Genomic DNA, 14,069 nt, shown 5'->3' on the forward strand with positions numbered 1-14,069 from the left:
CTTAGGAAGCTCCTTTAGTTTGAATTTATTTAAGAAATTATTTCTTTTCAATCAATTCCATAATCTTGTCATAAATTGCTGTATTCTGGTAAACTCCCATGAATTTTTCAGATCCTGGTCCATAAGCAAAAACAGGAACTGGAATTGCCGTATGATCGTTCGTGCTGAAACTTCCGTGAACGTAACCTTTTTCAATGCTTCCATCAATTAATGATAATCCACCAGTTTCGTGGTCTGCGGTTACGATTAAAAGTGTTTCTGGATTTTTATCTACAAATTCCATTGCTTGGCCAACCAATTTGTCAAAATCAAGCATTTCTCTCACAACATATTCCACATTATTCTGGTGTCCGCCATAATCAATTTGAGCGCCTTCGGCCATAATAAAAAACGGATTCTTTGTTTTTGAAAAAGTGTTGGTCGCTTTCGCTAAAGATTTCGTTAGAAAATCTCCTCTTCCATTTTTTATAGAAACTACCGCCGCGTCTTCTAAAACAACAAATTTGCTGTTTTTAATCGTATCTAAACTCGAGAATTTATCTGAGAAAGTGTATCCTTTTTCAATTAAAGTTTTAGACAAATCTTTGCCATCTTTTCTAGAAATAAATTCTTTCTGTCCTCCTCCAATTAAAATATCTGACGAATTCGAAAGAAAATCGTTCGCAATTGGTTCACTTAAACTTCTTTTTGGCTGATGCGCATAAAACGCCGCTGGAGTTGCATCTGTAATATTTCCAGCAGAAATAATTGCCGTTTTATAGTTTCTCTTTGCCAGTTGTTCTGCAATCGTCTGAAGTGGTTTTCCTTGTTCATCGACGCTTATAAAACGGTTATTGGTTTTATGTCCTGTTGCCATTGCCGTTGCTCCTGCAGCAGAATCTGTAATATAACTATCTGAAGCTTTTGTGATCGAAAATCCTTGAGTTGGAATATTAAACAAACTCAATTGCCCTTTGTTTGCTGTATAGCCAGAGTAGATTTGTGTTAATCCCATTCCGTCTCCAATTAAAAGAATAACATTTTTTGGGCGCTTATTCTTGAAAACATTTTTAGGAACATAAGCTTGATGAAATTCTGTATTCTGATAAAATGTCGTTTTGATACTATTAATAAATTGAGTCAGTTCGGCTACTTTATCCGTTCCGATGAAATCAACCTTTAAATTCATCAAAGTCATATACGTGTTCACGTTGTCTTGCGTAGCCCAGAATCTTACTTTTTTCTTTTGATCGTGGACTTTTTTAATAATTGCCTGAATTTTTTCAGCATCTGGCTGTGTCAAAACACCTTTTCCGTTCCAAACTGTGATTTCATGCAAATCTTCGCTAATCATTTCAACTCTCGCCAATTGATCTGAAGTATAATTTTCATTCAATCTTCCATCAAAATAAATAAAATCTGGATACGCTGCCCAAAGCGATGGCAAAGGTCTGTTTCCAGAAATAACCACTTTTATATTTTTATTTGAAATGATATCTGGAAAAGTCTTTAGCTGTTGTGTAATTGCTTTTAGAGTCGAATCGGCATCTGACTTAATATCAATCATTAAAATCAATGATTTATTGCTTGGATAAGCTTTTCTTCCTTCCAATGTTTTTAATTTGTTCGAAAGCGGTTCCAAATACATACTTTTAAGTGTATTGTGAGAAGCGATTTCTTTAGAAGTATGCGCCACAAATAATTCGTTATTCACTAAAAAAACATCGGCTTCTATAACGCCCGTTTCGTTAGAATAAGCCCCGTAAAATGGCAACTTACTTTCGTAATCGTTATGCGAATGAATGTTGGATGAACTGTATTCCTGCGCTTGCGCGAAGAGGCAAAATTGAAGGCAAAAAAGGGTGATTATTTTTTTCATCTAAAATGATTTATATTCTTTTAAAGCTGTAGGTAACTTTATTAGAAATGGGTTTATGCTGTTTATTTTTTAACACATAGAAACATAGTTTTTCTTTATGTGTAAAGACGTTTCACTTGTTTAAATGCATATTAAAAAGTAATCTTGTCGTTCCTCGGAAAGACAAACTTTACTCTGTTTTTTTTACAACTGCAGTCTCCTGACTAAGACTGCAGTATAAAAAACTAAAAAAACACAATGAAATTAACTTATTACCAGCCTTGGTTTTGAGTCAAAGCTCCTTTACTTACTGCGATTTCATCTGGCGGAATTGGCCAAACGTGGTGAATCGCTGGGTTGAAATTACGAGCAGGATAAATTACGCTTCCATCATAATGGTGCAATGGTTTTGCGTATGTTTCTTTTGCATCTCCCCAACGCACTAAATCGAAATGGCGATCTGTCCATTCTCCTGCCAACTCGCATCTTCTTTCTCTTTTTAAATCTACCATTGTTGCACCAGCAATATCTGTAAGACCTGCACGGTGACGAATCATATTGATTTCTGTGTCTGCGTTTTGTCCTTTCATTAATTTCGCTTCCGCTAACATCAAAATCACATCTGCATAACGTAGAAGAGGCACATTTAAAGCAGTTGAAGGCTTGTCTCCGTTTGCATTGACATAACGAATATCTACTCCGCCCGATGATGTTTTTGGATAACTGAACGGCTCCATATATTTTTTAAACTGATAACCCGTTCTGTTACTTGAACTTACTACGTGATTTCCTTCGTTAAAAGTTACTGTTTCTCCGAAATAAACAAATTTGTCTCCTTTTTGTAAAATCGTAGCGCTTCGTCTTTTATCATTAGCTACGTAAGTATCGAATAATTCTTTTGTTGGATAAAAATTTCCCCATCCGTTGTAAACTCCCCAACCTTTATCTTCTAAACAAACTCCAGGAAAAATAGAACCCAAAGATGTATTCTCTGCACTTGAAGTTACAGACCAAATATATTCTGAAGACCAGTTGTTACTGATTTTAAATACATCTTCAAAATTGTCTAATAATTTGTGTTTTCCGCTAGCCACGATCATGTTTGCATATTTGATAGCATTGTCCCAATCTTTTGCATACAAATACGTACGAACCAAATAAGCCCAAGCTGCAGTTTTGTGCGCGCGTCCGTAATTGTCTGGCGTAAGCTGATCAAAATAAGGCAACAAATCTGCCGCTTTGATTAAATCTGCTTCAATATAAGCGTAATTTTCGGCTACATTTTTAGCACGAGGCACAAAAACATTTGTTGGATCTTCTCTATCTTGAATCGGAATTCCGGCACGATCGTCTCCATAGTGGTACGCTAATTCTAAATGCATTACAGCATGGTTAAAATAAGCTTCTCCCAACATTCCGTTTTTTGTACTTTCGTCCAATGCAATCTTTGGAATATTGCGAATCACGTCGTTGCAACGTTTCATAATTTCGTAGTGAATTCTCCAAATATCCTTAGTATCCGATTCTGATCCGTCTACAATAAAATTTTTGATTCTTTCTGCATTCTGTCTTGGTTTTGTTCCAATATCATCGCTGGCATTATTTAACCAAAAGAAACCACGACCGTACATATTATCATCAGAATATAAAGCATAAATTGCATTTACTCCCGCTTTTGCATCTGCTGGCGTTTTCCAGAAATTTCCGCTTGACGGAGCTCCTTGTGGCACAACATCAAGTTCGCTTTCGCAAGCCGAAGTGCTTACCAAAAGCACGAAACTCAATAATAAAAGACTTATTTTTTTCATTTTAATTGTTTTTTATTTTTTAAAAAGTTGCGTTAACACCTGTCATGTAAATACGAGAAAGCGGATAACGTCCTAAATCCATTCCGAAGTTTTTAAGGCCAACTTCAGGATCCATTCCAGAATATTTCGTGATTGTAAATAAGTTTTGTCCAGAAATAAAGAATCTCAATTTTGCTTTTCCGTTCAGCCAGCTTTCTTTAATTGTATACCCAATCGAAACGTTTTTCAGTCTTAAGAAAGAAGCGTCTTCAATGTATAAATCAGAAATACGTCCAAAGTTGTTATTGTTATCTGTTGAGGAAAGAACCGGAACATTGGTATTGGTGTTTGTTGGAGACCAAGCCTCTTTAGATTCAGACAATAAATTGTAACCTGGGAAAGAAGCATTTAAACCGGTATGTTTTACTGCATTGAAAACGCTATTTCCTGCAGCTCCGCTGAAAAAGACATTCATATCGAATCCTTTGTATCTGAAATTGGCATTCAAACTATACGTTGTTTTTGGGAAAGGGCTTCCTAAAACTACTCTATCACTATTGTTGATTACGCCATCTCCATTTTCATCTTTAAATTTAATATCTCCAGCAACTGCATTTGGCTGATACATTACGCCATCTTTATTTACAAAAGCTTTCACCTCATCATTGCTTTGAAATAATCCATCAGTAGCATATCCGTAGAAGGCTCCAACTGGGCTTCCAACTTGGTAAATATTCGCCAATGGCAAACTACGAACTCTGCTTAAACCAAGTGGTTCTAATGAATTTAAATCGTCTTTAATAGAAACAATTCTATTGCTTAAGAATCCAGCGTTTGCCGTAACATCAAATTTAAATTCTCCGCGAGTTTTTTGGTAGGTTAAACTCACCTCGATTCCTTTGTTTTCTACATCTCCCGAGTTTACAATTCTTCCTTGTGGCGTTCCCGAAACTCCTGGCAATTGGTCACGAACCAACATGTCTTTGTTTTTCTTTACATAAGCATCAACAGATCCTACTAAACTGTTATTTAGCATGGTAAAATCTAAACCAATATTAGTCTGCTCAGAGCTTTCCCATTTTAAATTCGGATTTGATAATTCGCTTTCAGCATAACCATAATTAATTGATGGCACTGCTCCAATTAAAGCTTGAGTTTGTACCAATGGCACGCTAAATTGGTATGGTCCAAGGTTTCCTAAGTTTCCAATTTGTCCCCAACTTGCACGAAGTTTTAAATTACTGATGATTGGCTCGATACCTTTCATGAAATTTTCTTCAGAAATTAACCAACCTGCAGAAACAGAAGGATATACTTTCCAACGGTTATTTTCTAATAATTTTGAAGTTCCGTCACGACGAACAATTCCAGAGATTAAATATTTCTGATTGAAATCGTAATTGATTCTTCCCACATAAGAAGAAATAATTTCATCTGATCTTCCTGCTGCCGTCTGCTGAATCAATTTTGCATTCAATAAATAACGCTGCGATGGATCTTCGTTATCAAAACCAGTTCCTTCAACAGTATAAAAATCTCTTTTCGTTTCTTGATACGTATATCCAGCCAAAGCTTTCAAATTGTGTTTTCCAAATGATTTCTCATAAGAAATAGTCTGCTCGCTCAATAAATCTGTAGTTGTTATATTTTTCAACGTCAATCTGTTGAAATCGAAGATTTTTCCAGGCTCCATAACTTTTACTGTAAAGTCTGATGCATTATCTTGAATTCTAGTATAACCCCAGTTCGATTTTACTTTTAACCCTGGAACAATTTCCCATTCTGCATACGGATTGATCAAAATGGTAGAAATTGGATTTTTATTGTCTAATCTTTTCAAATACGCCACCGGATTGATAACATCTCCGTAAGAACCAATATATTTTTCTGGAACACCACCAAATTGCCCTGAACCATCTTCTCTGTAAATCGTTGCGTTTGGCGGATACAAAATCGCTGCTTGAATTGCTCCTGTATACGAACTTGACGTATTAGCAGTCTGACCATCAGTTAAGGAGTACGAAATATTTTCTCCAATTGTGAAATTATCAGCCAATTTAAAAGAAGAATTTGCTCTTACTGTATAACGTTCTCCATATGTATTCAACAAAATACCTTCGTTTTTTCTATAACTTCCAGAAAGAAAGAAATTAGATTTTTCTGTTTTTCCGTTTACCGAAAGTGATAGATCTTGAATTTCTCCGGTACGGAAAATTTCATCCATCCAGTTTGTTTTTGTTGTTCTTGCCGTTGGTTCAAATGCAGGATCGAAAGCAGGAATTCTAGGCAAACCTGCATTATCTCTTGCAAGATTCATAGCATCAGCATATTCTGCAGCGTTTAGAACCTCTAGTTTTTTGGCTACATTCTGAAAACCTCCTTGGTAGTTTACATTTACATTTATTTTATCTGAAACTCCTTTTTTAGAAGTAATTAAAATTACCCCACCAGAAGCCCTGGCACCGTAAATTGCTGCAGAAGCCGCATCTTTTAAAACGTTTATCGATGCAATATCATTTGGATTTATCGTATTTAAAGAACCGCTGTAAATAATTCCGTCCAAAACAATTAGAGGCGTTTCAGCATTCAAAGATCCAATACCACGAATGTTAATTGTTGGCGACGCAGTAGGATCTCCACCATCATTGATTACGGTAACTCCGGCAACTGTTCCTTGCAATAATTCGGCAGCATTGTTGTACGTTCTGCTTGAAGTTTCCTTCATAGAAACACTACCAACAGCTCCTAAAACTTCATTTTTTTTCACGCTTCCATACCCCATTACCACAACTTCCTGAAGCTGTTTTACATCGGCAGCCAATTTTACATTAATGGTTTGCGTACCCGTAACTTTTACTTCTTGCGTTACATACCCAACGTAAGAAAAAATAAGCGTTGCTTCAGAAGCGTTTACTTCCAATTTAAAAGTTCCGTCAAAATCTGTTGCTGTTGCGGCATCCGAACCTTTGTCTTTAATCCCGACACCTGGCAAAGGCATATTATCGTCTCCTGCTATAACAGTTCCTGAAACAATAATTTTATTTTGGTCTGCAGAAGCAACTTTCTGATTTTTCTTAATCACGACATTGTTACTAACGATCTCATATCTAAGTACATTACCGCAGATTTTATCTAATGCTTGCTCTAGCGTTACATTATTCAGTTTTAAACTTAATTTCTGATTGGCATTTACTTGGCTGCTTTCGTACATAAAATGCACATCAACCTGATTTTCAATTTTTTGAAATATATTTTTTATACTTTCATTGTCAACTTTTAAAGTCACTCTTTTGTTAATGTCAACATTCCCGGCTTTTACTGTTAGTGCAGCAAAAAACAAAGTCATAAACAGGAATAATTTTGCTCCTATTGTCCTTATGCTCTGCCATTTTACGGCATACCGCATTTGTTTTTCATTCATAGTTTTTAGATTTAGTGTAATTGTTTTGTTTATTAGTTTGCTACGTAGTTTTATTTTTATTGTTTAAAAAATTATTCGATTTTGTAAACCCCTGAGTCCATTTTGTATTGGGCATTGATGATATTGCACACCAATCCAATTACCTGATCGGCAGGCAGTTCTTTAAAATAAGCGCTAATCTTTAAAGCGTTTAAATTCTTGTTTTTGACTTCAATTGAAATATTGTAATTGCGATTAATGGTGGCTACAACTTCTGGCAAAGGCGTTTCTTCAAAAACCATAATATTTTTTCGCCATAACGAAATGGCATTTACCGGAATATCTTTAAAAGCCTGAAGCTTATTATCTTGAGATTTAAAAATCACTTTCTGTCCTGGAGTTACATACACATTTTCTTCTGTAACAGTCGATTTCACATTTACTCTTCCTGTAGCAACCGAAACTTCTTGCGTAGTTTGATCTGGATACGCTTGAACATTAAAACTGGTTCCGAGAACTTTGGTATCCATTTTATTGGTATGAATGATAAACGGATGCTTTTTGTCTTTGGCTACATCAAAAAAAGCTTCGCCGCTTAAATACACTTCTCTGGTATCTCCTTTAAATTCTTTTGGATATTTAAGTACACTTCCTGCATTTAACCAGATTTGTGTTCCGTCACTTAATTCTATTTTGGCATGCTCTCCTAGTTTTACGGCAAATTGTTTACTTTCGACTGCATTTGATGTTTGATAAAAAAACACCGATAATCCGATTAAGAGAACCAAAGAAGCCGCAATAACCCAGTTTTTGTATGGAAGAGCAATAACTTTATGAGCACTCTTTATTTGTCTTAATTCCTTTTTAAGTTTAGAACGGTCTGATTGAACCATTTCCATATTATCAAAAAAATCATCTGTACGATCGTACCATTTATTCCACATTTCTTGTCCTTTCGGAGAATACTTTCCTTCTAAAAAATTTTTGATTTCGTTATTTGAATTTTCAGGCATTATAATTTCTTTATGTCTTTAATAGTATGTCTTGGGAATTGTAATTTTAGGTAGGCGCAAAAGGTTACGCTTCTGTTAAGAAAAAAGCTGAGTTCTTAATCTGAAGTTTACTTTTAATTGAATTCGCCCAAATAAGTGCGCATGAATTTCAGCGAATATGTAATATGGTATTTTACGGTTTCGATTGAAACGTTTAATTCTTCGGCGATTTCTTTATTGGTGTAATGTTTTACGCGACTAAGAATAAAAACCTCTTTTGATTTTTTAGGAAGTAACGATGCCGCTTCATCAACCGCTTTTTTCAACTCGTCATAATAAATAGAATCCTCGATCGCATTATAACTGGTTTGCGAAACGGTATTTTTATCTAAAACTTCCTGAATGTATTGATCGGTAACCTCATGCGATTTAATGTAATCTAAAGTCATGTAGCGAACCGAAGTGTAGATGTAGGCCGCAAAACTTTTCTGGATCACAATTGTTTTGCGTCTTTCCCAAATAGTGGTAAAAACTTCCTGCACAATTTCTTCTGAAATGGCAATCGATTTCATTCGGAGATATACGAATCGAACTAACAGATCTCGATATCTAAAATAAAGTTCATCAAAAGCTTTATCCTTGCCCGATTTTAATAATTCGACAAGTTCTTCGTCTGTAAACTTCTTATACATGATTCATTATTTTATGATTAATCAAATGAAAAGCGTGAGCCAAAACACTTTTTCTGATTTTGTTTTGATAATGATCCTGCTGTTTAAAAATTGGCATATACAAAGTATTGGGTTCTTCTTATATGTCTCCAAAATTAAACCTAGGGGTAGGTTGATTAGGTTACGTTTACATTAATAAAACCCCTCTGAAACGAAACATATTATTAACATTTGAAGTCGAAAATTAGCCGCGAAATAAAGCTTTACAGCATTTGGAGCGAAAACTCAGAAACTTTATCCGAGATAACAGTCTTTCTCTTATAAAAAGCAGAATTGGAGCGAAAAAGTGCTTAACAAATAATTAATGGGAATGCTTTAAAAGCATATTTCAAACTCTAAAAAAATTTCATTTTGCAGCAATAAAAAGAAAAAATGAAGAATTCCAGAAATGAGAAAAAACACTTTTATGAGGAATATTATAATTTAAACCTTTCCATATAAAACTGAATTCTGCAAAAAAAGAACTATTTCCGATTTCAGCTTAAAATAGATTTGTTTGCAAAAAACGCGAAAAGGCTTTAGCTAAAACTTAAAAGTTTGGCTAAAGCCTTTTCGCGTTTTTTCTCTCCCGTTTAAATGAAAGAGAATTTCTCAAAAAATTTACATCATCGTATTAATACGTATGCTTGCTTTTATTAAAGCCAAAGCAGAAATTTTTGAAATATGAATGTCTTTTGGCTGATGATGGGAATTCTGACTTACCAATTTTACATACTCCTGTCCTTGTTCAGACTTTTGAACATATTTTACGGTAATGTATTCTTCCCAATCATTTAGTTTTACACTTAAAAGGTACATTTCGCCAAAAAAGATATTTTCAAATTCTGTTTCCTTATACAATATAATATCTCCCGATTTTAATAAAGGATACATACTATCTCCTGTTACAGAAATTGCTCCATCACATTTTGGAAGATTCGGAATTTTTATTGTATCCAGAATTCTTTGCGGTTCTCCGCTGCTAAAAAGTTCTCTTAAACCTGCAACCGCTTCTAAATCATACAACGGTATTTCTTGATTTGCATGAAGCGAATCGACTGTTTTTCTATCACTATTCATAACCACAACGCTAGTATTTTCTTCTTTAATCATAGGCCCGTTTCCTGTCAAAAGCCACTCTGAATTGAGGTCTGGATAATAGTGTAATATTTTACACGCCTTATCTGTTCCCATATTACTACTATTATCTAAAAACTTATTAGAAAATCCTAAATCATTACAAAACTTATACTTAGTAATCCCTTTATAATCAAGATATTCCCGCACTCTTTCCGTTGAACCCATAAAAAGATGTATTATTTTACGTTAAAAATTTGTTTTAATGTATTATTTTACATTATATTTGCAAAGTAAAGAAAAATAAAATTGAAAAACAATAGGTTAAGCCAGAAAATATTGAGCAACAACAAAATGAAACAATTTTAAACCATACACAAATAACTGATTTACAAAGAAAAAACAATATATATTCATAAAAAGAAAAATACTATCCTAAAACACAAAAAGAATGTAAAATACTACGAATCTAAAAATAGTTCTTTACAAAGAATCTGAAAACAAGAAAATATCATTAAATCTTAATCCAAATTGAAATGGGAACAAATCAAATCAAAGAAAAAATTCGGGAACTGGAAAATTGGCTGATTGAAAATCCAAATAGTCCTGAAAGAAGTTTAATCGAATCTGACATTAAAAAATTAAAAAATCAATTAGAAGAAAAATTATGAATAAAATACAAATCGAAGAACGTATCGCATTATTGTATCTGGCACTTCAATATTGCACAGAAAGAAGCAAAACTTTTACAGCTGGAGAAAGAATCTGCATTAATCAGGAACGTTTTCAATGGATGCATATTCTGGATGATGAAACTGCCTCTCCTCGTCCTGTAACACCAAATATTGAAAGTAAAATAAAAGAGGTTTCGAAACTTGCTTTGCACCATAATTTCAAACCTTATTATGCAGATCCATTTAAAGAAGAAATACTAATTTACTAAAAGCCCATTATTATGAACATTACAACTGCAAACAATTTTAAACCTGTTATGGACTTAACTCAATTTTCTGCCCAACAATTAAAAGAAGCGCTTCAACGAGTTGAAAACAAAAAAATGAAGAAAGAGATGCTTATAAAAAACTAGTAGCAGAAACGATTCCAAAAGCACTTTCTAGATTACAGCAAACTTCTGAAATGATGCAAAATGCCAAAACTGAAACGTTCAAGCTGTTTGAAACTATTCTGGATTTAAAAAATCAGGTTTATGGATTTAAAGAAAAGCAGATGTCACATACTTTTTCTAATGACAAAGAAGAAATTACGATTGGATACCGCATTAATGAAGGCTGGGACGATACGGTAACTATTGGTATTGAAAAAGTACAAAACTATATTTCTTCTCTTTCTACCAGTAAAGAAACTGCTTCTCTAGTCAAAATTGTTTTCAATCTTCTAAAAAAAGATGCTAAAGGAAATTTAAAAGGCTCAAGAGTTTTGGAACTTCAAAAACTGACAAAAGACTTTAACAATGAAGAATTTACAGATGGTGTAGAAATTATCGCATCTGCTTTTAAACCTGTACGTTCAAGCTGGTTTATTGAAGCTTGTCGAATTGACGAAAATGGTGTAAGAACCAATATTCCGCTATCGATGTCTTCTGTAGATTTTTTACAAGGCTATGCTTTTGATTTCTTTAACCAGCAAAACAAACAAAACCATGCAGCTTAATCATGACATTTATTTATCACTGCTATTAACGATCCTGTTAATTCTAACCAATTTAAAGCCGATTCTTTTATTTAGAGAATGGTTTTATTTCAAATTAAAAACAACTTTTAAACAATACCTGAATGAGCGTAAAAATAAAGCCAATTACAGATCACGAAAGCTACAAAGTAAATGAACATACGATCTTTAAAGACGGACTCGGAAACTGGAATTGCAGTAATGACTTATCCAAAAAAGAACGTCTGGCTTTTAATCAGTACGAAAGTATTGTGATCAAAAATCCGAGATTCAAAAAACACACAACAGCCACTTACAAAGGCTAAAACGACCTCTAAACCTGCAGGCAAAAAAAGCAGGCAAATAAAAATGGTTCCTGTTTCTTCTTCTTTCTGAAGAGAATCAGGAACCGATAAACGGGCGATTTCTGCCCTTATAATAAACAGCCAAAACTCATTCTTTCTATTGGAATCCAAACCTAAAAAGGTTTTGGAAACAGGATTGTCATGCGGGGTTTGCTGACCTAAATTGTTAAATAAATCTTTAACAAATACAACCTCAGAACGAGGTTCAATATAAAAATGGCATCGGAAAGTAAAAACCATTTATTGAATATGATCAAATGGTTTGGCTGTCTTAAATATGATGTCTTTATAATTCAAACTATTAACTCTTTTTCAAACTTCGTTCTTCTTAAAATTTTCTTTTTTCTATCATTCAAAATATTATCTCTCATGCCTATATCTTTAAACAGAAGCCTCGGAATTCAAAAAAATAAATTAATGCGTTACAAACTCATTAAAGAACTGTACCAAAAACACAAAACGGAAGATATTCCAACTACTGTTGTTTGGCGTAAATACGTCTATCCGGTTTATCCGATTTCTAGAACTACTTTGTATGAAATTCTCTGTACACCTATCACTTCTGAACTAAAAAAAATCGAAGAACTTATGAGCAATCAGGAAAGGTCTTCTTAATCCATATTAAAGAAAAAATCATTCTTTATTTATCTTCAAAAGCATCCTTATTGTGATGCAAAGATGTAACATTTACATCATCTAAATCGACTTCTGTTCGCTTTCCTTACAACTCTGTAAAGCCCTAGAATACAAATGTTCGCAGACCTTGCAATCATTTTTTTTAGGGCTTTTTTCACCCAATCTTTGCAATCTCAAAAGGAAACAACCGCGCTCAAAAACTAGAAAAATTTCCAGTTAGGCTTCCTCTCTAAACAACTCTAAAGTTGTTTTTTGAACAAATCATTTTTAAACCCAACATTCAACTTTAAACACATTCAATGGAGCAGTTTTTATACCCCACTCTAACCGCATTTTTTGCCGCTTTTATTACTTGGTTTTTCTCTATGCGAAAATCACTCGCAGAAGACCGTGCCGCCGAACTCGACAACGCTGTAAGCGCTGTAAAATATTACCGTGATCTTCTAGACGATATTACTGCGAGACTTACCGCCGCTACAGAAACAATCAAAAAAATGGAAATACAGCACAAAGAACTCATGCTGATCAACCAGCAACTGGTTGATGAACTACAAAAATTTAAACAATTAAACGGAAAAAGCTCATGACACTAGCTCAAAAAACGATCGAAATCGCTACGGCACAAATTGGTGTCGAAGAAATGCCAAGAAACAGTAACGCAGGACCAGAAGTCGAAATTTATTTAAGAAGCGTCGGACTTGGCAAAGGATATGCCTGGTGCATGGCTTTTATCTATTGGTGCGCACAGAAAGCTTCTCTTCAGATGAATGCTAAAAATCCTTTAAAGAAAACTGGTGGTGTTTTAGACCAATACAATTCGAGACCACTTTTGGTAAAAAAGACACCTCAGCCTGGAGATGTTTTTATTATGGATTTTAATAACGGTACTGGTCACGCTGGATTTGTCGAAAAAATTGCTGGAAATACAATTTATACTATCGAAGGAAATACCAATGATTCTGGCGGACGCGAAGGCTATAAAGTAGCGAGAAGAAAACGCGATATCAAAAGCGTTAAAGGCTTTTTACGACTCTAAAAACAAAACTTACAACCCAATTAATTATGACTAAAAAACTAAAATGTCTTGTTTTTTCTCTTTTCATTATCCTGATCATGATTTCCTGCCGAAGTCCCAAACCGGTGCAAAATGAAAACAAAACCCAGACGATTACCATTACCGAAACTTTACACGATACTGTTTTTAAAATTGCAAAAGACAGCAGTTCTTATAATGCCTTATTAGAATGCCTTAACGGAAAAGTAGTTCTTAAAAATGTTATTCAGGCCGAACCAGGGCGTACATTAAAAAGCCCAAAGGTTCGTCTTGATAACAATAAACTTCAAGTAGACTGCAACCTAAAAGAACAGGAACTCTACGCGCATTGGAAATCGAAACAGGTTAAAGATGTCCAAGAAAAAACGATCACTATTACCAAGTTTATCAACTATCTCACTTTTTGGCAAAAAGTACAAATCTGGTTAGGGAGATTACTGCTTCTTATTCTCCTCTTCTTTATTGGAAGATTCATTTACAAAACCCATAAACCTGAATGGTTTAGATAAAAACTTCATTACTAATTCCTCATTAGAAATAACT

15 protein-coding genes are annotated in these 14,069 nt (G+C 34.2%); 9 read left to right on the plus strand and 6 right to left on the minus strand.

Features of this window, described 5'->3' with window-relative positions:
• Positions 1 to 37: 37 nt before the first annotated feature.
• The 6 genes from BSF41_RS19935 to BSF41_RS19960 all read right to left on the minus strand — a co-directional run bounded on the left by BSF41_RS19935 (position 38) and on the right by BSF41_RS19960 (position 10,031).
• Complete coding sequence (locus BSF41_RS19935) at positions 38 to 1,858, minus strand: alkaline phosphatase (RefSeq protein WP_095931260.1); 1,821 nt, start codon at positions 1,856 to 1,858, stop codon at positions 38 to 40.
• 251 nt (positions 1,859 to 2,109) lie between these two features.
• A complete protein-coding gene (locus tag BSF41_RS19940) occupies positions 2,110 to 3,645 on the minus strand; it encodes a RagB/SusD family nutrient uptake outer membrane protein (RefSeq protein WP_095931261.1) in 1,536 nt (511 codons plus the stop codon).
• Positions 3,646 to 3,664: 19 nt separating this feature from the next.
• The gene (locus BSF41_RS19945; RefSeq protein WP_095931262.1) at positions 3,665 to 7,045 is read right to left on the minus strand and encodes a TonB-dependent receptor; all 3,381 of its coding nucleotides are present in this window, start codon (positions 7,043 to 7,045) and stop codon (positions 3,665 to 3,667) included.
• A 71-nt stretch (positions 7,046 to 7,116) separates the two neighbouring features.
• Positions 7,117 to 8,037, minus strand: coding sequence for a FecR family protein (locus BSF41_RS19950; protein WP_095931263.1), 921 nt, complete (start codon positions 8,035 to 8,037; stop codon positions 7,117 to 7,119).
• A gap of 113 nt (positions 8,038 to 8,150) precedes the next feature.
• Complete coding sequence (locus tag BSF41_RS19955; protein ID WP_095931264.1) at positions 8,151 to 8,708, minus strand: RNA polymerase sigma-70 factor; 558 nt, start codon at positions 8,706 to 8,708, stop codon at positions 8,151 to 8,153.
• Positions 8,709 to 9,347: 639 nt separating this feature from the next.
• Entirely contained in the window at positions 9,348 to 10,031 is a 684-nt protein-coding gene (locus tag BSF41_RS19960) for a S24 family peptidase (RefSeq protein WP_253251861.1), read from the minus strand.
• A 308-nt stretch (positions 10,032 to 10,339) separates the two neighbouring features.
• Here BSF41_RS19960 and BSF41_RS24030 point away from each other — a divergent pair, with 308 nt between their 5' ends.
• The 9 genes from BSF41_RS24030 (at position 10,340) to BSF41_RS19995 (ending at position 14,035) form a co-directional block, all read left to right on the plus strand.
• Positions 10,340 to 10,474, plus strand: coding sequence for a hypothetical protein (locus BSF41_RS24030; protein ID WP_256385529.1), 135 nt, complete (start codon positions 10,340 to 10,342; stop codon positions 10,472 to 10,474).
• On the plus strand, positions 10,471 to 10,746 hold the full coding sequence (locus BSF41_RS19965) for a hypothetical protein (protein ID WP_095931265.1): 276 nt from the start codon (positions 10,471 to 10,473) through the stop codon (positions 10,744 to 10,746). Before BSF41_RS24030 ends, BSF41_RS19965 begins: the two co-directional genes overlap by 4 nt.
• A 12-nt stretch (positions 10,747 to 10,758) precedes the next feature.
• The gene (locus BSF41_RS24035; protein ID WP_256385530.1) at positions 10,759 to 10,890 is read left to right on the plus strand and encodes a hypothetical protein; all 132 of its coding nucleotides are present in this window, start codon (positions 10,759 to 10,761) and stop codon (positions 10,888 to 10,890) included.
• A gap of 11 nt (positions 10,891 to 10,901) precedes the next feature.
• The gene (locus BSF41_RS19970) at positions 10,902 to 11,474 is read left to right on the plus strand and encodes a DUF3164 family protein (protein WP_095931266.1); all 573 of its coding nucleotides are present in this window, start codon (positions 10,902 to 10,904) and stop codon (positions 11,472 to 11,474) included.
• A 122-nt stretch (positions 11,475 to 11,596) separates the two neighbouring features.
• Positions 11,597 to 11,797 (plus strand): hypothetical protein, encoded by a 201-nt coding sequence (locus BSF41_RS23635; RefSeq protein WP_141248166.1) that lies wholly within the window; start codon positions 11,597 to 11,599, stop codon positions 11,795 to 11,797.
• Positions 11,798 to 12,205: 408 nt separating this feature from the next.
• Positions 12,206 to 12,451 (plus strand): hypothetical protein, encoded by a 246-nt coding sequence (locus tag BSF41_RS19980; protein WP_095931268.1) that lies wholly within the window; start codon positions 12,206 to 12,208, stop codon positions 12,449 to 12,451.
• A 320-nt stretch (positions 12,452 to 12,771) separates the two neighbouring features.
• Positions 12,772 to 13,059 (plus strand): methyl-accepting chemotaxis protein, encoded by a 288-nt coding sequence (locus tag BSF41_RS19985; RefSeq protein ID WP_095931269.1) that lies wholly within the window; start codon positions 12,772 to 12,774, stop codon positions 13,057 to 13,059.
• Complete coding sequence (locus BSF41_RS19990) at positions 13,056 to 13,508, plus strand: CHAP domain-containing protein (RefSeq protein ID WP_095931270.1); 453 nt, start codon at positions 13,056 to 13,058, stop codon at positions 13,506 to 13,508. Before BSF41_RS19985 ends, BSF41_RS19990 begins: the two co-directional genes overlap by 4 nt.
• A 26-nt stretch (positions 13,509 to 13,534) precedes the next feature.
• Positions 13,535 to 14,035 carry a hypothetical protein gene (locus tag BSF41_RS19995; protein WP_141248167.1) on the plus strand — a complete coding sequence of 167 codons (501 nt, stop codon included), beginning with the start codon at positions 13,535 to 13,537 and terminating at the stop codon, positions 14,033 to 14,035.
• Positions 14,036 to 14,069 lie beyond the last annotated feature (34 nt).

The organism is Flavobacterium sp. ACN2 (assembly GCF_002303885.1).
Classification (GTDB): Bacteria; Bacteroidota; Bacteroidia; order Flavobacteriales; family Flavobacteriaceae; genus Flavobacterium.